At 48.4% G+C, this 21,066-nt stretch carries 13 protein-coding genes; 9 read left to right on the forward strand and 4 right to left on the reverse strand.

Annotated elements, in window-relative coordinates:
* Positions 1-44: 44 nt before the first annotated feature.
* Together Pan54_RS03800 and Pan54_RS03805 are read left to right on the forward strand one after the other, a co-directional pair.
* Positions 45-500: an SRPBCC family protein gene (locus Pan54_RS03800; protein ID WP_146502240.1), complete on the forward strand. Its 456-nt coding sequence runs from the start codon at positions 45-47 to the stop codon at positions 498-500.
* 485 nt (positions 501-985) lie between these two features.
* Positions 986-3,043: a LamG-like jellyroll fold domain-containing protein gene (locus Pan54_RS03805; RefSeq protein ID WP_146502241.1), complete on the forward strand. Its 2,058-nt coding sequence runs from the start codon at positions 986-988 to the stop codon at positions 3,041-3,043.
* 91 nt (positions 3,044-3,134) lie between these two features.
* On the opposite strand, the gene Pan54_RS03810 is transcribed toward Pan54_RS03805, so the two are convergent.
* The 3 genes from Pan54_RS03810 to Pan54_RS03820 form a co-directional block, all read right to left on the reverse strand.
* Positions 3,135-3,755, reverse strand: coding sequence for a DNA-3-methyladenine glycosylase I (locus Pan54_RS03810; RefSeq protein WP_146502242.1), 621 nt, complete (start codon positions 3,753-3,755; stop codon positions 3,135-3,137).
* A 169-nt stretch (positions 3,756-3,924) separates the two neighbouring features.
* Complete coding sequence (locus tag Pan54_RS03815; protein WP_242631210.1) at positions 3,925-7,341, reverse strand: DEAD/DEAH box helicase; 3,417 nt, start codon at positions 7,339-7,341, stop codon at positions 3,925-3,927.
* Between the two features lie 292 nt (positions 7,342-7,633).
* Positions 7,634-8,884: a homoserine O-acetyltransferase family protein gene (locus Pan54_RS03820; RefSeq protein ID WP_146502243.1), complete on the reverse strand. Its 1,251-nt coding sequence runs from the start codon at positions 8,882-8,884 to the stop codon at positions 7,634-7,636.
* A gap of 149 nt (positions 8,885-9,033) precedes the next feature.
* Between Pan54_RS03820 and Pan54_RS03825 the strand changes: the two genes are divergently transcribed.
* The 7 genes from Pan54_RS03825 to Pan54_RS03855 all read left to right on the forward strand — a co-directional run bounded on the left by Pan54_RS03825 (position 9,034) and on the right by Pan54_RS03855 (position 20,162).
* Positions 9,034-9,417 (forward strand): hypothetical protein, encoded by a 384-nt coding sequence (locus Pan54_RS03825; RefSeq protein ID WP_146502244.1) that lies wholly within the window; start codon positions 9,034-9,036, stop codon positions 9,415-9,417.
* A 244-nt stretch (positions 9,418-9,661) separates the two neighbouring features.
* Entirely contained in the window at positions 9,662-12,088 is a 2,427-nt protein-coding gene (locus Pan54_RS03830; protein WP_146502245.1) for a DUF1592 domain-containing protein, read from the forward strand.
* A gap of 175 nt (positions 12,089-12,263) precedes the next feature.
* Positions 12,264-13,568 (forward strand): DUF1552 domain-containing protein, encoded by a 1,305-nt coding sequence (locus tag Pan54_RS03835; RefSeq protein WP_146502246.1) that lies wholly within the window; start codon positions 12,264-12,266, stop codon positions 13,566-13,568.
* A 343-nt stretch (positions 13,569-13,911) separates the two neighbouring features.
* Entirely contained in the window at positions 13,912-15,834 is a 1,923-nt protein-coding gene (locus Pan54_RS03840; RefSeq protein ID WP_146502247.1) for a transketolase C-terminal domain-containing protein, read from the forward strand.
* A 218-nt stretch (positions 15,835-16,052) separates the two neighbouring features.
* On the forward strand, positions 16,053-18,338 hold the full coding sequence (locus Pan54_RS03845; RefSeq protein ID WP_146502248.1) for a hypothetical protein: 2,286 nt from the start codon (positions 16,053-16,055) through the stop codon (positions 18,336-18,338).
* A 50-nt stretch (positions 18,339-18,388) separates the two neighbouring features.
* Positions 18,389-19,315 carry an ABC transporter ATP-binding protein gene (locus tag Pan54_RS03850; protein ID WP_146502249.1) on the forward strand — a complete coding sequence of 309 codons (927 nt, stop codon included), beginning with the start codon at positions 18,389-18,391 and terminating at the stop codon, positions 19,313-19,315.
* Between the two features lie 28 nt (positions 19,316-19,343).
* On the forward strand, positions 19,344-20,162 hold the full coding sequence (locus tag Pan54_RS03855; RefSeq protein ID WP_165441567.1) for an SDR family NAD(P)-dependent oxidoreductase: 819 nt from the start codon (positions 19,344-19,346) through the stop codon (positions 20,160-20,162).
* 6 nt (positions 20,163-20,168) lie between these two features.
* Here the strand turns inward: Pan54_RS03855 and Pan54_RS03860 are convergent, their stop codons facing one another.
* Complete coding sequence (locus Pan54_RS03860; protein WP_146502251.1) at positions 20,169-20,618, reverse strand: hypothetical protein; 450 nt, start codon at positions 20,616-20,618, stop codon at positions 20,169-20,171.
* Between the last annotated feature and the right edge of the window lie 448 nt (positions 20,619-21,066).

Raw genomic sequence — 21,066 nt, forward strand, 5'->3', positions numbered from 1 at the left:
TAATTTCTCTCAATTGCTGGTTTTCTGGAAGTACTTGATCGACGATGCCCAATTTTTCTCATGAAACTGTTCTTTCTGCTCCTATCGATCAGGTTTTTGACTTTCTGGTGCAACCGGAAAATCTATCCAGGATCAGTCCACCCGAGGCCGGCTTAAGGTTTCTGGATGCCCCCGATCGTTTTTCGGCAGGTGTCGAGTTTCAATTCGCAGTGCAAACATTCGGCATGGTCCAGAAAATCACGCATCGGATCACACAATTTGCCAGTCCACTCCAGTTCATTGAAGAACTTGTCAAAGGGCCATTACCGAAATGGATTCATACGCACGATTTCGTGTCTGTATCGGATAACGAAACGCGAATCATCGATCACATCGAATTTGAACCGCCCGGCGGCATTGTTGGAATTATGCTCACGGAAAATCGAATCATCGAGCACATGGAAGACGGCTTATTCTATCGGCATCAACAACTGGAAAAATTTCTGGTGAAAGCAGGCTAAACGTTTTCATCTTAAGTCGATTGTTTTTTCAGGATTCCACGGGCTACACTGATACATAACTCTTTATGATGATCGTGTCAGCCACTGAGGATTCTGCCAATGATGCTATTTCTGAAAATCGTGGCAGCGATTTTTGTCGCGTTTTTCTGGCTGATTACTGATGTCTACCACTTCATTCGCTGGAAGATTTGCTCCCTCGGCAATACGCTGAAAGAGGTATTCAAGTGTGTCCTGCAGCTGTTCAACAGCAGTGGAGGGAAGCGATCACTAAGTTTTCCCGGAACATGCACTGAGAAAAACTCGCGAACTGGCAGACATATGCATTAGATCCAAATTCAAAGAGGATTAATCAAAAAATAATATATGTGATTTAAACTCCCATTTAGTGAATATCACTCCTTGCTGATTTAATAAACGGTAAGGTATTAAATCAAAGTTGAATCCACAATTTTTCAGTACCCTCAGAAGGACCCACCTGAAAGACTATGAAATCACCACGCCCCAAAATTTATCTACTTTTCGTACTTTCAATTTTCTCCTATAGTACTTCCACTTCAGTGGAGCATTCTTGTGCTGATGAGCCGGAATCAAAAAATCTGATTCATTCGCGTCATTTGCATCAGCATAATGAGAAACATCCCACTGTTGCTCCACATCAGGATCGATTTTACACGACACGCTCAAGTCGAATCACACTGCCGCTTCCGGAAGAAAAAGAAGCATTCACCTTTGCAGTCTTTGGAGATCGCACCGGGGGCCCTACCGAAGGTGTGAATGTTCTGGCCGATGCCGTGCGGGATGTCAATCTGCTCGAACCGGATCTGGTGATGACAGTTGGCGATTTGATTAACGGTTATAATCAGACCGAACTATGGATGGAGCAGATGCGAGAGTTTAAGGGCATCATGGATCACCTGCTATGTCCCTGGTTTCCCGTTGCAGGCAATCACGATGTCTACTGGCGCCCGCTCAGCGATAAGAGTATGCCATTCAATCAGCACGATGATCATTACGAAATGCATTTCGGTCCGCTTTGGTATTCGTTCGAGCATAAGAACTGCAACTTTATCGTGCTCTTTTCAGATGAAGGGGATCCAGTCACTGGCGAGAAAACTTTCGGAAAACCTTCTGCTCAAACAGTCAGTGATGCTCAGTACAAGTTCTTATCGGATGCACTTGAGCGGGGAAAAGATTGCGATCATCAGTTTCTGTTCCTGCATCATCCCCGTTGGTTGGGAGAAAATTATGGCGATGACTGGACTTCTCGTGTGCACCCCACTTTGTTGGATACTGGTAACGTGACGGCTGTCTTTGCCGGTCACATTCACCGGATGCGTTACGACCCACAGGATGGAATTGATTATGTGACGCTCGCGACTGTTGGTGGAAGTCAGCAGGGGACGGTCCCGGAGGCTGGTTATCTGCATCAGTATCATGTGATTACTGTTCGCCCGCGACAGGTTGCCATGGCTGCGTTTCCCGTTGGGGAAGCGATGGATGTGCGTGAGTTAACCGGAGAATTGCAGGCCGAAACCGTGACGCTGACGAAAGAACTTCCGAAGATCGAGGGAAGAATTTCTTACACTAAAACCGGACCTGAACCCTCGAAAATCAAAGCGACCCTCAATAATCCGACTAATCGTCCTGTGGAATTTACTCTCGTTCCTGAAAGTGAAGATAACCGCTGGATCATGACGCCGGATCACACACACGATCGTCTGCTGCCCGGAGAATCGAAATCAATTGAATTCCAATTCCGTTATGCAGGAAGTGAAATTGATGAGGCGTTTCGTGGAGTGAATTTGATCCTTGATCAGGATTATCTGGCGGAAACGACTCGCTACACGATTCCAACATTGACCGTCCCTGTTACCGTCGAATATGAATTTGCTCCACCGGAAGGCAACCTCGTTAATCGAGCCTTGAGACTGGATGGAATTGATGACACGATTGCCGTTGCTTCCAAAGATTTGAATCTGGGGCAGGGGCCATTTACCGTAGAAGCCTGGTTTAATGCTGAGGCATTCAGCTCGCGTGTCGGATTTCTGGCGAAAACGGAAAACAGTGAATTTTCTATCTTCATGTCCAATGGACATCCTAATGCAACAGTCCACCTGGGTGGAGAGTATCGTTCGGTCAGACCGGATGTCACTATCGCAACGGGGGAGTGGCACCACATCGCTACTGTATTCGATGGTCAATCGGTGACCATGTATCTGGATGGAAAAGAAGTTGGTCGAACAGAGGTTGATCCGAAGTGGACACGACGAACCAATGGCTTGCCTTTCTACATTGGGGCCGATACTGATGGAAAAGGAAATCCAGTGTCATACTTCCAGGGTTGGATCGATGAAGTCCGGGTCTCGAAGGGGGCTGTTTATACCGCAGACTTTACACCCGAACGACGTTTAAGTGCCGACAAGAATACGGCTCTGCTCTACAATTTCGATTACGACCTGACTCCATTCGCTTATGACAGCGGCCCAAAGAAACGTCATTCTCGTATTTCTGGAGGAGCGACTTTGACCGAGGTTCAAGAGTAATCTTTAGTCGTAAATATTGTCGCCAAGAAATCATATAGCCACTTCACCTTGGAAGTGGCTATTGTTTTAGATGCCAATATATTGTCTGAAATTACGGTCGTTTGAATGACTTACGCATTTCCTCGATGGTTGCCCAGCTTTCACAATCTTCGAGATGATCATTCACCATGCCCATTGATTGCATGAACGCGTAGCAAGTGGTTGGACCTACAAATGACCAGCCTCGTTTTTTGAGGTCTTTACTCATCGCTTGAGACTCGTCGATTTGAGGGACGATGTCATCTTTTGTGCGAATTACCTTCGATTGGTCTGGTTCATATTGCCAAAAGTATTGGGCAAGAGAGCCGAATTCGTCAATCAGTTCCAATGCCCGGTTGGCGTTATTGATTGTCGACTCGATTTTGCCACGATGCCGGACAATCCCGGCATCGGCGACGAGGCGTTCAACATCGGCTTGATCAAATTTGGCGACTTTTTTGATCTGAAATTTCGCGAACCCTTTGCGAAACGCATTTCGCTTGCGAAGTATTGTCAACCAGCTTAGTCCAGCCTGAAAGCCTTCCAGGCAAATCTTTTCGAACAGCAATCGATCCTCAGCAACAGGACGGCCCCATTCTTCATCGTGATACCGTATGTACTCAGGATCGCTCCCGCACCACCAGCAGCGAGATTGGTCATCCTCGCCGAGAATTAGACCTTCAACTCCTGACATTTCTGAACCTTATACAGAACCGCAGGTCAGGCACTGCCTGACGGGAAGAATTTTCGGCGTCCAATCTCATCACGCACAGTCCTCAGGGTCTTTTAAAACTCTGGGGGCTCACTTCGTTCGACCCCAGCCACCCGGGGATCTCGTCAGGCAGTGCCTGACATACAGTTCATTATGAGAACAACATTTGCAGGTCGGCTGCGGTCAGAGACTTCAGCAGGCTGCTGTTTTCTGAGAGGATCGCATCGGCCAGTTTTCGTTTGTTCTGCTGCAATTCAGCAATTTTTTCCTCGATTGTTCCCCGGGCGATTAGACGATAGGCAAACACATTTTTGGTTTGCCCCACTCGGTGAGCCCGGTCAATCGCCTGAGCTTCGACGGCTGGATTCCACCACGGATCGAGCAGGAAGACGTAACCAGCTGCTGTCAGGTTCAAACCCAAGCCTCCCGCTTTCAAACTGATGAGGAAGACGGGTGTCTTCGGGTCATCCTGGAATTTGGTCACGACTTCATCTCGATTTTTAGTACTTCCGTCGAGGTAAGCGTAAGGGATATCGTTTTTATCGAGATGATTTTTAACGATCGCCAGCAGTGAAGTGAATTGAGAGAAGACCAGTGTTTTATGACCTTCGGAAATCAATTCTTTCAGGTGATCGACCAGGACATCAATTTTCGTTGACGACTCATCAATCTTACCACGATCGAGCAGTGCAGGGTGGCAGGCGGCCTGGCGAAGTCGCAACAGCGCTTCGAGAACGTGCATTTTCGTTTTGCCCATCCCCTGTTCATCAACCATCGAAAAGATTGATTGTCGGTAATGATCCCGCAGTTCGTCGTAGAGTTTCTGCTCGCTGTTGGAAAGCTCACAGTAAAGTGTTTCTTCTACACGATCCGGCAAGTCAGCTGCAACTTTTTCCTTAGTTCGACGCAATACAAACGGCTTCAAGCCGCCCGCCACTGCTTCGGTCAACTTGGAAGTATCGGTCTCACTACTGAGTGATTTAAAGACAGAACTGCGGCCGAGTAATCCAGGATTCAGGAACTCGAAAATTGACCACATATCGCCAAGATGGTTTTCGATCGGAGTACCGCTCAAGGCGAGTCGTTGACGTCCATTGAGCAATCGTGTCGCTTTGGCAATTTGTGAACCCGGGTTCTTAATCGCCTGAGCTTCATCGAGCACGATGCAGTCAAATTGAGTTTCTTTTAGAGACATGATGTCCCGCCGCAAAGTGGCGTAAGTCATCAGGATGATATCGTGTTTGCCAAACTTGGATCGCAAAGCCGAGCGTGAAGTTCCCGAGTATTCGAGAGCTTTGAGCTGTGGTGTGAACTTGACAATTTCCCGCTGCCAGTTGAATAGCAACGATTTCGGCACGACGATTAAAGTTGGATCGTGAATTTCCTTGCTGTGATATCGCTGGGCAAGGAAGGCGAGAATCTGAACGGTTTTACCCAGACCCATGTCATCGGCCAAGCAACCGCCGAACTGGAATTCTTCGAGGAACTTCAGCCAACCGAGACCTTCACGCTGGTAATCGCGAAGTTCGCCCTTGAACTCTTTAGTCTCTTTAACCTGCTGAACTCCATTGAAGTTCGCCAGCTTTTCCCGCCATTCGGAAAACTTTTCGTCGTAATCGACATTGTCTTGAGTGGAGAGCAACGCGTCGACCAGAGCCGCCTGGGAGTTGGAAAATCGCAGCGTGTCTTCTTCGGTATCGGCCATGCTCAGCAGCACGCCAAATCGCTCTTTCCATTCTTCCGGAACGAATCCAATACTTCCATCAGACAAAGTGACGGTACGGTCTCCGCGGGCTAGAGCCGAGAGGAGAACCGGCACAGAAACCCGGGCAGTGCCGTAGTCGACTTCGCCAGTCACATCGAACCAGTCAATTCCCGATTCCACCCGAAACGCGACTTCGCCCGGTTGTCGGAAGGGTTTGTCATCCGAAAGGATTTCCCAGCCCGACTCAAACAGTGAACGCAGAATGGTCGTCAACTCGCGAAGAGGAACCATGACATCGTGTTTCTTGCCGCCACGATCATCAATGCGTTGAATGCCCAGACTTTGCAGTTCGGTCCAGAAAGCCTGTTCCTGTTTTGCATCGCGAACGATGCACGACTGCTCTTCCGGCAGCGGAATGGCCCAACTGTGTGTGGAGCCACGCACGAGAATTTCGTCGTAAACAAATTCGAGATCGGCCTGTATGCGATCGCGAGGCATTTTCCCTTTGAGCGAAGGTGTGAAGAGCTTCAACCTGGGTGTGGGAACAATATGCTTCTGTTCGATTTCCCATTTGTCGGTCAATTCCAGTCGGGGCACACTGGGAAGAGTCATTAGTTCCTGAATGACATCTTTGCCTTCGATTTCCGGGAAGGAGGGGAGTTCATGATTGCGATAGGAACGGATCCATTCGTAAACTTCAAAATCTTCGAGCGGTTCAATCGACCGATCTCGAACGACCCAGCCCCCTTCGACAATCAATTCAACATCATCGATTGAGAGTGTCTCTTCCTCGCGTATCAAAATCGGTTTGATTTGCCACTGAGCCTGTTTGGCTTCGCTTCCACCGGCGGAAGGTTCCATTGTCAAACTCAAGTCCCATGGTTCGACTTCTTCGCTGAAGGTGATGGGATCCGACATTTTTCCATCGTCGAAAAGCAGGCGTAAACGCCCCGTCGAACACATCCGCGGCAGCAAAGCCGATGTGAGGGAATGAGTCATATGAAAGCGGTGCGGCAAGTGCTGGTTGAGCGTGCTACCGGCAATTGTCTGTGTGCCCGATCGATCCTGGATCCCGCCGAGCAAATGTGCGAGGATGGCGCGGTCATCTGCTTCCGGCAGGTTTTCAAGTCCCCCTGCTTTGAGTTTGAGAGGTTTGATTTTTCCCCAGCCGCCTGTCGAACGTCGTTGACATTCGACAATCTGCAACATTAAATGTCCGGACTTCCAACTGTCTGCCACATCAATTTGATAGGTGATTTCGTAGGAAGATGGTTTCGTTTCAATTGTGACATCACGAATGCGAAGTCGATCGCGCAGGGCACGCAGTTTCTGCTGCCATTCGTTCAGTTTGCGCGGTTCAACCTGAGTCGCACTCTGGGCTGATTTTGAGCTTTTCTTTGAGATGTTGATCGGTGGGAAATACGGATCATCATCCCCCTCTTCGAAATCCCAGTCGTCATCAATTGAGGAAGTTGTTTCGGCAATGAAAGGCGGAATATGGCCTGGCTTAGGAGTGCCCGTCATGTAACCCTGCTCATCAATGAGCAGAATCGTCGCCCAGACGTATTTCGTTGTCGGCGGCCGTTTAGTGCCGGCTACCGAACTGCACGACATCTCCAACGCCTCTTCCGTGCGATGAAGATGAATTTGATGTTCTGCCCCGTCGCGCACAACTGCATACACATCGTCTGCTGTGATGTGAGAAATACTGACGCGACTCGATTGTAAATATGCTGCCCCTCGAAACCGGACATCTGCCCGGAATTGAGACTCCATCATGTCGGCTAACGACACCATCACCTCCAAAAACTTCGGAATGGAGACCGAATGAGACTGACGACAATCAGTTGAAATTGCGGCCATGCGGGCCTATGCAATTCCTGAAGATCCTGCACAATTTGCTATGTGTGCTGTTTGTTTCTGATTGCGATTGTCAATTCGGTTCCTGTTGATTCAAACCCGCCTGCATCAGGGCTGCTGAATTTGATTACATATGTTCAACTCACTTTGTCCTGACTGCGCGTGAATCGGCAAGGGTATCGACCGAAACACGATTTGAACAGAGTAGGTCTGGGAATTTCAAATGGCAAGGACTTTTTCTTAGTTCCGAACAGCTAGAAATGACTGACTCGGCTTGCCTGAATTTTGTGATTGGTCATGAATTCAAGAAGGCACGTACGAGTTCTGTCAATTGTTGAACCTCGACAAGGAACGCGTCATGTCCATATGGGCTTTCCAGTTCACAGAAACTGGCGTGTTTTCCTGCTAAAATCAAAGCAGAAACGATTTCGCGGCTCTGAGCTGTCGGAAATAGCCAATCGGTTGTATATGACGCGACGAGCGTTCTTGCCGAAGTATTCCCCAAAGCGTTATTGAGGCCGTGATAGGATTCCGCCAGGTCGAAATAATCCATCGCTTTTGTCAGGTACAGATAGCTGTTGGCATCGAAACGTTCGACGAATTGCTCCCCCTGATAATGCAGATAACTTTCAATCTGAAATTCGGTTTCCCGCATCAGGTCGAAGGCCAGCTGTTCACTGTTTTGCAGTCGTCGCCCAAACTTCTTTTCAATCGATGATTCCGACAGATACGTGATATGAGCAATCATTCGAGCCAATGCCAGGCCGAAACGTGGCCCCTTTCCAGTTTTCGATACTGTGGATTGAGGGGCGTTTGGGGGGTGATCACTTTGGACTGAGACTTCTTCTGCTCGATCGTAATAGCCGCCGTTGTGGAATTGAGGGTCTGCATAGATAGCTCGACGTCCTACGGCATTGAAGGCAATCCCCTGAGCAGAAAGGTTTGCTGCAGAAGCTAATACAATTGCATTTTCAATCGCATCGGGATCCTGGGCGATCCATTCCAGGACCTGCATCCCGCCCAGACTTCCTCCAATCGCACCGGCCAGTTTTTTGATCCCGAGATAGGAAACAAGTTCTTTATGAACGTGGACGATATCGGCAATGGTGATAAAAGGAAAATTGAGTCCATAGGGCTCACCAGTTTTGGGATCGATACAACTCGGACCCGTTGTTCCCTGGCATCCACCAAGGACATTTGCACAAATGACGCAGAATCGATCGGTATCGATGCCACGTCCCGGCCCGATAAACTCATCCCACCAACCCGGTTTGCGATCTTCGAGGTTGTACCGACCAGCAGCATGGGCATCGCCTGTTAGAGCATGGCAAATGAAAAATGCGTTATCTTTTGCAGGAGAAAGAGTACCGTACATTTCGTAGGCGACTCGAATCGGACCAATTTCCTGACCACCAGCCAGTTTAAGAGGATTTTCCGTCGAGAACAGTTCGACACTTTGGCGTTTGACCAGTCGTGCGTCATCATCTGTACCGAATGTTTTCTCGTCGAGCGAGGCTCTCTGCGATTCGAGAAGCGGAGGTTCCATAGATCTGCTGCGTTTTCAAAGAGTCGTCAATTATAATGCGTAGTATTATAGGATACAGATCTAGCCTGAGATAATCGAACCTAAAAGAATAAAGTATTTCCAGGTCAATGCTGCAGTTCTTATCACTGATCATTGAAACATAATCAATAATGCAGGCAACACCTCAGGTAATCGTTCTGGAAGCAACTCCATGGGTGACGTCCGGGCTGCGCCGTGAATGGGCAGGGCAAAATGTCCGGGTACTGTTTCGGGATTCCATTAATTCTGAAACAGAGGAAATGATTCTGAATAACTGTCAGCTGTTAATCATCGATCTCGAAAGTTTGCCCGATACGAGTGTCACTGCCCTGAAAATTGCCAGCAAGATGAAGCAACAAGCGAATTTTCTCTGTCTGATCAATCAGGCACAACGGGATCACGCCCGCGATTTAATTGATCTGGGGGCGGTTTGCTATTTGGAGAAACCGATTTCGGTTCATGAACTGGCTTCCCGGTGCCAGCCGTTAATGCTTAAAAAGGTGATCTCCCCTTAAAATACAGTCTCATGCTGGTGTTTTGTTCTTGAAGAAGTCAGATTTCATGATACAATTAAGTTAGTACTTATGCCCTTTTTGAAATTTTGAAATGGGGGGGTGAGTATTGAAGCCCTCCCGAAATTTTCTCTCCTGATTTGCCCACATAGAAGCTGAAGTGATCAACTGGCTTGATCACTTTTTAATAAGCTCTCCTGTTTTATGAGCTCTCCTGTGCATCAGATTCCATAAGGTAATAACATCTATGCTTGAAGTGACTTTCCGCACATTGATTGCAAGTTTTAAAGCAGATGCCACAAGCATTTGTTTTTTGACGCTCGGCGTGTGGAGTTCCGGGATTTTGAATGTTTCTGCATTCGCCAGCGAATTTTCACCCAAAGCCAATTTTATCAGCCGACATTGTGCCGATTGTCACAGTCCTGATTTTGCCGAAGGAGGTTTTGATGCCTCGAAGTTGCAGGGGAACCTTTCTGAAAAGGCGGAGTACGACCGCTGGGTTCAGATCTATGATCGCGTTGCTGCCCACGAAATGCCGCCAGCGGATGTCTCGGAATTGACGGATAATGAACGTCAGCAATTCTTACTCGAAACCGCTAATTGGCTGTCGACTCAGAGAACTCAGCAATTTGCGGAGTTAGGACGAGTTCGGGGGCGCAGACTTAACAATCTGCAACTGGAGCGTTCACTGCACGATTTACTGGGAGTCGATATTCCACTCAAGGTCTATTTCCCTGAAGAACAAATGGTCGATGGTTTTACTTCGGTTGCAGATGGACAAACGATGTCCCATTTCCAGCTCGAAAAACATCTGAAAGTTGTCGACCTGGCTCTGGATGAAGCTTTTCAGAAGGGCCTGTATGAGGACGATTCCTGGACGAAAACACTCGATGCGAACACCATTTCGCGAACGCATCCCAAGTCGCGCACACGTGAACCGGAAATGCTGGATGGCTTGGCCGTCACCTGGTCGTCTGGTCTTGTCTTTTATGGACGTTTGCCTGCAACAACGGCTAAAGAAGATGGCTGGTATCGATTTATCATTCGCGGGAAATCGCTCAAGCAGCCTGAAGATTCCGGTGTGTGGTGTACCGTACGAACAGGAAAGCATGTCTCCAGTTCTCCCATCCAGAAATGGGTAGGTGCTTTTGAAGCGACGCCGGAAATGCGGGAATGGACGTTTGAGGCTTGGTTGAACCGTGGAGAGATGATCGAAATTCGTCCTGGTGATAATACACTCAAAAAAGGTCGCTTTGCAGGAGGTCAGGTAGGAACTGGGGAAGGGGATCCTCAGGATGTGCCGGGGATTGCTCTGGAATCGATCGTTATGGAAAAATTCCATAAGCACTATTCACCAGCCGAATGCCGTCAGTTTGTCATCGGCAAACTTAGTAAAAGCTGGGATAATACTGAAAAGCGAATCGTCCTCGAGTCGAAAACTCCTGCTGACGATTTACAGGAATTGATGGAAGCGTTCGCGACGCGAGCATTCCGTCGCCCACTCGAACCAGGTGTGCTGGATCCGTATTTCAATATTGCAATGGACGCTTATAAGAAAGATGGCAATCTGCTGGATGCATTACGTTTTGGCTATCGAGCGATTCTCTGTTCCCCAAGATTTGTCTATCTGCAGGAAGAACCGGGGCAACTGGATGACTATGAAATTGCCAGCAGGCTCAGTTATTTCCTCTGGAATACGATGCCTGATGATCAACTGCTGAAACTGGCTGCTCAAAAGAAACTCTCGAATAAAAATCAGTTGAAGCAGCAGGTCAATCGGATGCTCAATGATCCTCGCGGTCAGGATTTTGTTCGTGATTTTGCAGACGAATGGCTCGACATGCGATTGATCGACTTTACCGAACCGGACCGCCGGATGTTTCCAAAGTTCGATGTTGTTGTTCAGCAATCGATGGTCGAAGAAACCCTGGCATTCTTGCAGAATCTCATATCGAAAAACTTGCCGGTCACAGAATTGATTGATTCCGATACGACTTATCTGAACAGTCGTTTGGCTCGATATTACGACATCGACCAGAAATTGAGTGATGAACTCGTCCCCGTCAAACTCGATCCGAAAAGTAATCGCGGCGGTTTGATTACTCAGGGGGCTATCTTGAAGATTACCGCCAATGGAACGACGACCTCACCCGTTGTTCGGGGTGTCTGGATTTCCGAACGCATTCTGGGGCAACCGATTCCCCCTGTCCCTGCAGGGGTTCCCGCCATTGAACCGGATGTTCGTGGAGCGACCACGATCCGGGAAATGCTGGAAAAGCATAAATCAGATCCTTCCTGTGCGAGTTGTCACGTGAAAATTGATCCTCCCGGATTCGCTCTCGAAAACTTCGACCCGGCTGGGCAATGGCGGGACAATTACGGCAAACCCAAAAAGAAAACGGATTCCACGAAGTTGATTGATACCAGTGCTGAGTTTGTCGATGGACGGAAATTCGAAACACTCGAAGATTTTAAACGACTCGTAATTGCCCAGCCCGAAAAGCTGGCTGCCAATGTTGCCGCAAAGATGATCACTTGTGGTACAGGAGCTTCGGTCGATTTCGCGGATCGCGATGAAATCGAAGAAATCGTCTCGGCTTCAGCGAATCAGAACTATGGTTTCCGTACAATTCTCGAAGAAGTTGTAACGAGCCCGCTGTTTTTGACGAAGTAGGAAATAAGAGTAGTCGAGCCGTGCCAGTCATGGCACGAGTGGGTTTGGGGAATCTTCGATATTACATTCGAAAATTTTGCATCGACCATGAGAAAACCCGAGTCATAACTGGCTCGGCTGGTCAGCGAAAAAACATTAATATCAAAAAATTGAAATACGAAAGAGAAGTGTCTCGATGAGCCAATCCATATTTTTCAATTTGGGACGTTCAATAAATCGCCGAACCATCCTTCGTGGGGCAGGCGTTTCGATGGCTTTGCCCTGGCTGACAGCGATGGAACGGGCCTGCGCGAGCACTCCTGCTCCGAAGCAACCCAAACGATTCGTCGCGATGACACTTGGCCTCGGCCTCATCGGCGATAATCTGAATCCTCAGCAGGCAGGCAGCGATTATGAATTGAGTCCTTATCTGCAGGAAGTGGCTGGTCTGAAGGATCGGTTCACAGTTATCTCAGGAACTTCGCATCCAGAAGTCGGCGGTGGACACCGGGCAGAAGCCAGTATTCTGACAGCCAATCCAGCCGGGGCTTCGGGGAAAGCTCGAAATACGATCTCACTCGACCAGTACATGGCTAAGTATCTGGGTGCAGAAACGCGATATCCCTCATTGGTTCTCAGTAGTAGCGGAAGTGACAGCCCTTCCTATACGGAAAGTGGTGCAATGATTCCAGCTGAGGATTCCCCCTCTAAACTGTTCCGCCAACTCTTTATTAACGACTCCGCAACCGACCGCAAGCAACAGGCCGAGCGGGCGATTCAAGGCCAGAGCATTATGGATCTGGTCGCAGAAGATACTAAGCGATTGAGCAGAAAACTTGGGTCAGGCGACAAGCAAAGGCTCGATTCCTACCTGACCAGTGTGCGTGACCTCGAAAATCGTCTGGCTGAATCGGAAGCCTGGGCGAATCGTCCGAAACCGCATGTCGACATGCCGATTCCTAAAGATATCGGTGACCGAAACGATTTCATCGGTCGTCAACGTTTGATGAACGATATGATTCGTCTCGCGTTTCAAACCGATTCGACTCGCTTTGTTACTTACCATTTGGGAGGTTCGGGGGGCGTGGTGCCATTGCCGGGCGTGACGGAAGGCTATCACGGCTTAAGCCATCACGGTCTCGACGAAGAGAAACTCGATCAGCTGGCGATTGTTGAGAAAGGAATTATTTCCGCCTGGGGACAATTCCTGGGTGAATTGAACGGAATTGAAGAACAGGGACGTCCGCTACTTGATCAGACCACCGTCTTCCTGACGAGTAACCTGGGGAACTCTTCGAATCACAGTAACAAAAACATGCCGGTTCTTCTGGCTGGGGGAGACTTCAAGCACGGACAGCATCTCGCATTCGATCAGAAGAAAAATTATCCGTTGCCGAATCTTTACGTCAGTATTCTGCAGCAACTGGGAATGCCAGTTGGTGAATTTTTCTCCAGCACAGGCACGATGAAAGATCTCGATTGGAAGCAGTCTAGTGTTTAATCAGGCGGCTGTCTGACCATAAACCATTTCACTATAATCAGTTAATGCCCGACCGTGGATTTCCACGATTGGGCATTTTTTCTTAGAGGAGCCATTTTCGATCTTCATAATTGCCAGTAACTGGTCTCCCATCGCTTTGCGTTCGTCGGTTTATGTCTGTATAACTTGGGCTGAGAATTACAGGCATTTGTGGTAAAAGTCCTGCCGGATGCAATCTCCAGTATCCGAACCGCGCTCACGGACAGACCACTAATATGTCTCAGGCTGGTGAATTGAGTTGAACTCAGTTCTTATACGATTTGAATTTAAGATTACAGTGATTCCACCTCGAAAAGGTTCCACCATGAGTTCTGCAGAGAGTTTTCCAATTGATTTCAGCGAATTTCAACCCCTTCCGCTCGATCCTGGCGCGACCGAACTGACTGCAGATCAAAAGAAAACTCTGGAAGCGAATATCAAATTTTGTCGGGATGTGATCGTATTTTTCACCGCTATTGCCGATGCCAAAGGCCTGGGTGGTCACACAGGTGGCCCTTACGATACCGTTCCAGAAGTGATGATTGCCTACAGCTTCATGCTTCACTCTCAGGAATCTGGTAAGGACAATGTGCTGCCGATCTTCTTTGACGAAGCGGGTCACCGTGTTGCGACTCAATATCTGATGGCGGTTATCGAAGGAAATCTTCCTGTCGAAAAACTGCTGCACTATCGCGAATACAACGAGCATCTGCCAGGTCATCCAGAACGCGATTTTACTCCTGGTGTGAAATTTTCCTCAGGACGTTTGGGACACATGTGGCCGTACGTTAACGGTGTTGCTCTGGCGAATCCAGATAAAAAAGTCTTCATGTTTGGGTCGGATGGTTCCCAGATGGAAGGCAATGATGCCGAGGCTGCACGACTGGCCGTGGCTCAGAAAATCGATCTGAAACTGATCATCGATGACAATGATGTGACCATTGCCGGGTTCCCTTCCGATTATCTTCCGGGATTTGATGTCGGACGCACTCTCGAAGGGCACGGCATCCCGACCAATACTGGGCAAGGCGAAAATCTGGATGAGTTGTACGCTCGCATGTGCGGTGCCTTCAATTCCAATGGGCCGATGGCACTGATTAACAAGCGTAAAATGTGTCCCGGCATCGAAGGTCTCGAAGGTTCGAATCATGGTCATGATGTCATTAAGACCTCTCTGGCGATTGAGCATTTGAACAAGCAGGGACGGCCGGAAGCGGCCAAATATCTGGAAAATGTCGAGAAACTTCCCGGCGGACCTGATTATCAGGGTTCACGCGGGGCTGGTAAAAATCGCAGTTTGTTCGGGAAATTCATGAACGAAATTCTCGACGGCATGTCCGAAAAAGATCGTATCGCCAGTGTTCGCGTGTTTGACTGCGATCTCGAAGGGTCCTGTGGTCTGGATTCCATCCGTAAAGAGCATCCCGAAGTGTTCGTGCGTGGCGGAATTATGGAGCGTGGTAACTACTCAGCCGCGGCTGGATTCGGATACGAAAAAGGCAAGCAGGGGATTTACGCGACATTCTCTGCATTTCTGGAGATGATTGTTTCTGAAATCACGATGGCTCGACTGAACAAGTCGAACGTGTTGGCTCATTTCTCGCACTCAGGTTGTGACGATATGGCCGATAACACCTGTCACTTCGGAATCAACAGTTTCTTTGCTCACAACGGCTTGCCCGATGATGGTCACGATAATACACGTCTGTATTTCCCAGCCGACCAGCATCAGTTCAAAGCCTGCCTGAACAAGATTTATCACGATCCCGGTTTGCGATTCCTCTTCTCGACTCGCTCAGCTGTTCCCGATCTGCTCGACGATAACGGCCATGCGATTTATGGCGAGAACTACACGTTCACTCCTGGGAGAGACGAAGTGATCCGGGAAGGTTCTGCTGGATATATTGTCAGCTTCGGAGAAACGGTATACCGTGCTCTCGATGCGGTTATCACCCTCAAAGCGGATGGCTTGGATGTTGGTCTGATCAATAAACCAACTTTGAACGTGTTTGATCCGGAAATGATGAAGAAACTCGCCTCCGCGAAATTCGTGCTGGTCGCCGAAGGATTCAATGTGAACACCGGACTTGGCTGCCGATTTGGATCGGAACTTCTCAAATACGGTTTCCAGGGCAAATACAACAACATCGGCACAAATAAAGAAGGTTCCGGCGGTTTGTGGCAGCAGATGGGCTATCAGGGACTCGATCCTCAGGGGATTGCCCAGTCGGTTCGAAAATTGGTGTGAGTGAATTAATTGAGAATTTACAAGCACGAAGCGCAAGCAAGTATATTAATGAATGCTGATTTCACACACTCGCTTGCGCTTCGTGCTTGTATTGTGAAATTCTCTTGAGAAATCTGATTTTTCCATTCAAGCATTACTGGATTTTGACGTATAGCTGGTAAACGAAATTCGACAAGACAACTTTGAAAAAGCGACCTGCGGAAAGTAATGACTCTGCGATGAATTTAAAATTGGGCAAAACCAGGCTGCATGCCCCGCATTCATTGTTGTACCGCATGAAGGCTGGCAAGTTGGTACTGGGTATTTTTCTGGCAATCTGTTCATCGTTCACTCCAATCGCCTATGCTGCAGAACAGGCTGGCGTTCAAATCGATATCGGGTTGCAGAATACCTACAAAATTGGCTGCTGGACTCAAGCAACGGTTCAGGCAAAGCTCGAAGCGAATCGCAATTATCGCACGGAAATTCGCGTGCTTGATGCTGATGGAAACTATGCGGGGTATTCCAGTCCAGTCACATCGGCCTCTGCAGTCGGAGACTATGTTGGTCACGTCGATGTGATTGTGAATCGCATCCAAAGTGATTTTCGGATTCTGATTTTCGAAGCGACTGCTTCCACCTCTGAAAAACTGATCTTTGATCAAATACAGCCTGCCGGAACGGTGACCGAACTGACACAGCATCAGCCCTGGCTGGTGACGATTGGTCGAGTTGAGGGAATCGAGGCGACTGCTGAGTTTGTCAAAGAGCTGCAAATTACGACGTTATCATCAATTGAAGAGTTGCCGCAGAATCCACTGGCGATGGCTGGTATTGATGTTGTGCTTTTTGGTCACTCGAACGAATCGATGGAGTCGATTTCGCAGATCATTTCCTGGGTTCAAGTGGGAGGCAAACTGGTTATTTTTCCGGATCAGGAAGCCGAGAAATTTCTGGAGAGTTCTCTGGCGTCGAATCTTCCGATCAACTTTGAGCGGACCGCTCAGGTGCGGGACTTGAGTCGTGTGGAAAGTTTTGTGGGAGAAGCGAGCAGGCTCCGGACACGTAATCCGTTGACAATCCCTCGCATTGTCTCCGTTAATGGAACAACTCTGGTTGGTGGTTTGACAGGACCTCTGGTCATTAAGTCGCCCTGGGGAATGGGGGAACTGACATTTTGTGCCTTGAGTCTCAATGAAGATACATTTCAGAACTGGGAAGCTCTGCCGCAACTGTATCGAATCCTGGCAGATCTGCCGGGGCTGAATGAATCGCGTAATGATTCGTCATCAAATTTGCTGACTCAAACCGGTTTAAGCGATTTCAAAACGCAATGGGATGCCGGGTTATCGGATTTTGGATTACTCGCCCCGAATGTCTGGATCCCTCTGAGCTTGCTGCTGGCAACCGCATTTATTGTCGGGCCGATTGATTATTTTCTGGTGCGTCATATTCTGAAAAAGCCGTGGCTGACCTGGTGCACATTTCCGACTCTGGTGGTTATTTCGGTCATCTGGGGCTTGCGATCGACAGATCGTCAGGCGGTCAATGCGGCTTCTGCAGCGGAAGAGAAGCCGGGGGCAATCCGATATAATCAGGCGCTCGTCGTCGATTATGCAGAGACTACTCGTTCTGAAAGGCACCGTCAGTTCACAAAAATGCTCATTCCTGAAACCGGACGATATGACATTTCTGTGAAATCCGAGTTGCCTTTTCCCATGCCTGATCATGTGGAACTGACAACGACATCCTCGGTTCCAGAAGCGACTTATCGGGGCTATTACCGCAATGCGAGTGCTCATCTTGATCAGACCTCCTATCAAATCCAACCGCAGCTCGGAAAGGTACTTCGTGCTCCTGCTCACGAGCAATCGACGCTCCTTCTGGAAGCTGCCGGGATGTCTCTGATTGATCCTGATCATGATGAACTGGAGACATCGTTTGCAGTCACCAGTCAATTGAGTAGCAATTCCAGTATGCAGGTCAAAGGGACCATTGAGCACGCTTTGTCTGGAGAATTAACGGACTGGTTTCTGGCCTATGACAAGTTGATTTATTTTGTCGATGAGGATCATGAGCAAGCATCGCTGGCACCGGGTGAAGTATTGGAGTTTCCAAGTCGATCGATTCGTCAACGGGAACTTTCTGCTCAATTAACCGGCACAACACAGTCACTGGTCAAACGAAAAACAGGCGTTGGTGAGAAGCTGATGATCAGGCGAGTCGATTACGATCTTTTTTCGCCTGACCTGGATTACATTTTGACCATCATGACCTTTCACGATTTGGTCGGTGGCAAAGATTATACGAAATTAACGAATATTGAATTCAGCAACTGGGATTTGTCTCCCTTACTCGCACTCGATCAGGCAGTCTTGATTGGCCGTGTTGAAACGGAAGAACCAGCACCAGTCGTCAAGGATGAAACAGTTTCTGCAAATAAAACAGTCACATTTGTGCGACTGATTATGCCGGTCGATCGCAATCGAAGCGAGATTCAACGATTACCGCAATACGATAAATAAGCATCTTAGTAAATTAGGAACTCGAAAGAGTTCTGACTGGATAGACCGCTGTGATTGAAACGATCAAATTGACGAAGAAATACGGCGATTTGATCGCCGTGAATGAGATCAGCCTGAAATTGGTTGAGGGTGATGTATTCGGGTTCATCGGACCGAATGGTTCCGGGAAAACGACCACAATGCGTATGATCGCCACTCTGCTCAATCCCGACTACGGCGAAGCGTATGTGTGTGGTCAGTCGATTTATACGCATACCGAAGAAATTCGTCGCCTTGTCGGATTCATGCCGGACTTCTTCGGCGTGTATGACGATATGACGGTTCTCGAATACCTTGAGTTTTTCGCAGCTACTTATCGCATCAATGGGCCGAGCCGACGCAAAATTTGTGAGGAAAAACTCGAACTGGTCGACATGTCCTTCAAACGGGATGCGATGGTCAGTCAGCTCTCCAGAGGTCAGACACAGCGAATCGGACTGGCGCGAGTGATGTTGCACGATCCTCAGGTTCTACTGCTTGATGAACCGGCCAGTGGTCTGGATCCGCGTGCTCGTATTGAAATCCGGAACCTGCTGCGACGTCTCGGAGCGATGAATAAAACGGTGATCGTTTCCAGTCATATTTTGCCGGAACTGGCAGATGTTTGTACGCGAGTTGGTATGATTGAGAAAGGTGAGTTGATTATCGACGGTTACGTCGGTGAAGTGATGAAAAAGGCTCGGCAGGCGATTGTATTGCACATTCGCGTCACGGAAAATGCAGAAAAGGCTGCTCAGTTGCTTGAGCAGTGCGATGAAGTTGGTCATGTCTCGATGCAGGGAGATATGATTCTGGCCAAATTGCATCCAGGCACAATGGATTATTCCAACCTGCCGATGGCGTTATTTGAAGCGGGCTATCGATTAACATTGTTTCGTGAAGAAGAAGTCAATCTCGAAACAGCCTTCATGGAATTGACGAAAGGGAAGCAACAGTAATTGTTGCTCGCAGATCATGGCGTTTGAATTGAATAATCGCTGGGCATTGGTGACGGGGGCTTCGAGTGGAATCGGAGCAGAGTTTGCCCGTCAACTGGCTGCCTGTGGCACTCATCTGGTGATGACTGCTCGCCGGGTCGAGTTACTGAATGAACTGGCTGCAGAGCTTCAAACAAAACACAACATTCAAACACGGGTTATTCCAGCCGACTTAAGTCAGGCTGACGAAATTGATCAACTGCTCGAAAAGATCCATTCCGAAAATCTTCAGGTCGATCTGGTCATCAATAATGCTGGTTTCGGGAGTGTGACAAATCCTGAAATGGCCGATCAGGAGCATCTGTTGAAGATGGTCGATGTGAATGTGCGAGCAGTCACGCAAATTTCCTATGCGTTTCTCACGGAAATGCTGGAACGGAATAGCGGAACCATTCTGAATGTCTCGTCCGTGGTGGGCTTTCAACCAGTGACTTACATGGGCGTTTATGCAGCTACTAAAGCGTTTGTCTTGAGTTTGAGCGAAGCGTTATCTGCGGAAATCGGATCGTCGAAGGTGCAGGTTATCACATTATGCCCGGCGACTACCCGTACGGATTTTTTCGATTCGGCCGGAGCAAAAGGCTGGCTGAATCGTTTTCCCGGCCTGACTCCCGAATACGTTGTGCGAAAAGCAATTCTGGCGATCCGCAAACAACAACGGCTTTGTGTGCCCGGTTGGAATTATCAGTTGATGACGTTCCTGCCGCGAATCATGCCCCGTGGACTGAACCTGTTCATCTCGAAAATGCTATTCAAGCAGACCATTGTGGAAAAACAGCAGGGACAGCAAAACGTTGAAGGGCATTAAGCGAGATCAATCTCCCCCGCCGATGTCGAGCAGGTAAACATCCTGAACGAGTCGTTCCTCATTGATGTTGTGACTTCGAAGATGTTCACTCCAGTCGGCCAGCTCCTGTTTGAGTGCCAGGGCATGTTTCTGGAATGAGCGGGATGTGCTCAGGCGATCGCTGATTTCCTGCAACTGATCGCAGAGAGAGCGTTGTTCGTTTCTCAAATTCTGTACTTCGGAATCGGCTTCTGGTCGAACAAGCAGAACTTCCTGCATGTAGCCACCGTTGCAACGTAAGTCAAATTCTCTCGGAATCGTACGCAGTAAGGCTTCAACGATTGCGGAAAGCCATTTGCGATTCTGCTCGTTCGATTCCTCATCGAGTACATCTCGCAAATCTCCCAGCAGGATATATTCCAGCTCGCTGAGTTGTTGAAGCGAGAGGTGATTAAAGGGGACTTCCGCTGGCTTCATAATAGGTCTCCTCACCTTGAACATGATCAGAATAGATACGATTCATTCGAGCAACACGAAGGGAAAATGCATTTTGCTCAGAGATTTGGATTCTGTCAAAACAATTTTCAGAGGCTTTTTTAAATAGCAAATGCCGCAAAGGCTCCATGTTCCCATGAACACATATTACCGACAATGTCTATTTTCCCAATTCTGCAGAGTTTTAGAATTATTCCTATTGATATGAGTCGGGTTGTTGTTAATCTGCAACGGATGTTTTGCATGTTGATTTTTTTCAACATGTCCAACTAATGGGATCCCACTGCAGAAGTGTGTGGTTTTTGCTGGCCAAAGTAGAAATCGCAAAAAGTCTGAGTTTTTTATTCTCTGATCAGGAATACAAAAAAATCAGCAAATTCCAGGCTCACTGGGCGAGACCGTTCGGTCTCATACACAAATTTAAAAAATG

The organism is Rubinisphaera italica, assembly GCF_007859715.1.
GTDB lineage: Bacteria > Planctomycetota > Planctomycetia > Planctomycetales > Planctomycetaceae > Rubinisphaera > Rubinisphaera italica.

What these genes read in the sequence shown, in the direction of transcription:
- Pan54_RS03840 (WP_146502247.1), top strand. Translation starts at nt 13,912, where the DNA reads ATGAGTTCTGCAGAGAGTTTTCCAATTGATTTCAGCGAATTTCAACCC.
- Pan54_RS03835 (WP_146502246.1), top strand. Translation starts at nt 12,264, where the DNA reads ATGAGCCAATCCATATTTTTCAATTTGGGACGTTCAATAAATCGCCGA.
- Pan54_RS03860 (WP_146502251.1), bottom strand. Translation starts at nt 20,618, where the DNA reads ATGAAGCCAGCGGAAGTCCCCTTTAATCACCTCTCGCTTCAACAACTC.
- Pan54_RS03820 (WP_146502243.1), bottom strand. Translation starts at nt 8,884, where the DNA reads ATGGAACCTCCGCTTCTCGAATCGCAGAGAGCCTCGCTCGACGAGAAA.
- Pan54_RS03805 (WP_146502241.1), top strand. Translation starts at nt 986, where the DNA reads ATGAAATCACCACGCCCCAAAATTTATCTACTTTTCGTACTTTCAATT.
- Pan54_RS03825 (WP_146502244.1), top strand. Translation starts at nt 9,034, where the DNA reads ATGCAGGCAACACCTCAGGTAATCGTTCTGGAAGCAACTCCATGGGTG.
- Pan54_RS03810 (WP_146502242.1), bottom strand. Translation starts at nt 3,755, where the DNA reads ATGTCAGGAGTTGAAGGTCTAATTCTCGGCGAGGATGACCAATCTCGC.
- Pan54_RS03845 (WP_146502248.1), top strand. Translation starts at nt 16,053, where the DNA reads ATGAATTTAAAATTGGGCAAAACCAGGCTGCATGCCCCGCATTCATTG.
- Pan54_RS03815 (WP_242631210.1), bottom strand. Translation starts at nt 7,341, where the DNA reads ATGGCCGCAATTTCAACTGATTGTCGTCAGTCTCATTCGGTCTCCATT.
- Pan54_RS03830 (WP_146502245.1), top strand. Translation starts at nt 9,662, where the DNA reads ATGCTTGAAGTGACTTTCCGCACATTGATTGCAAGTTTTAAAGCAGAT.
- Pan54_RS03800 (WP_146502240.1), top strand. Translation starts at nt 45, where the DNA reads ATGCCCAATTTTTCTCATGAAACTGTTCTTTCTGCTCCTATCGATCAG.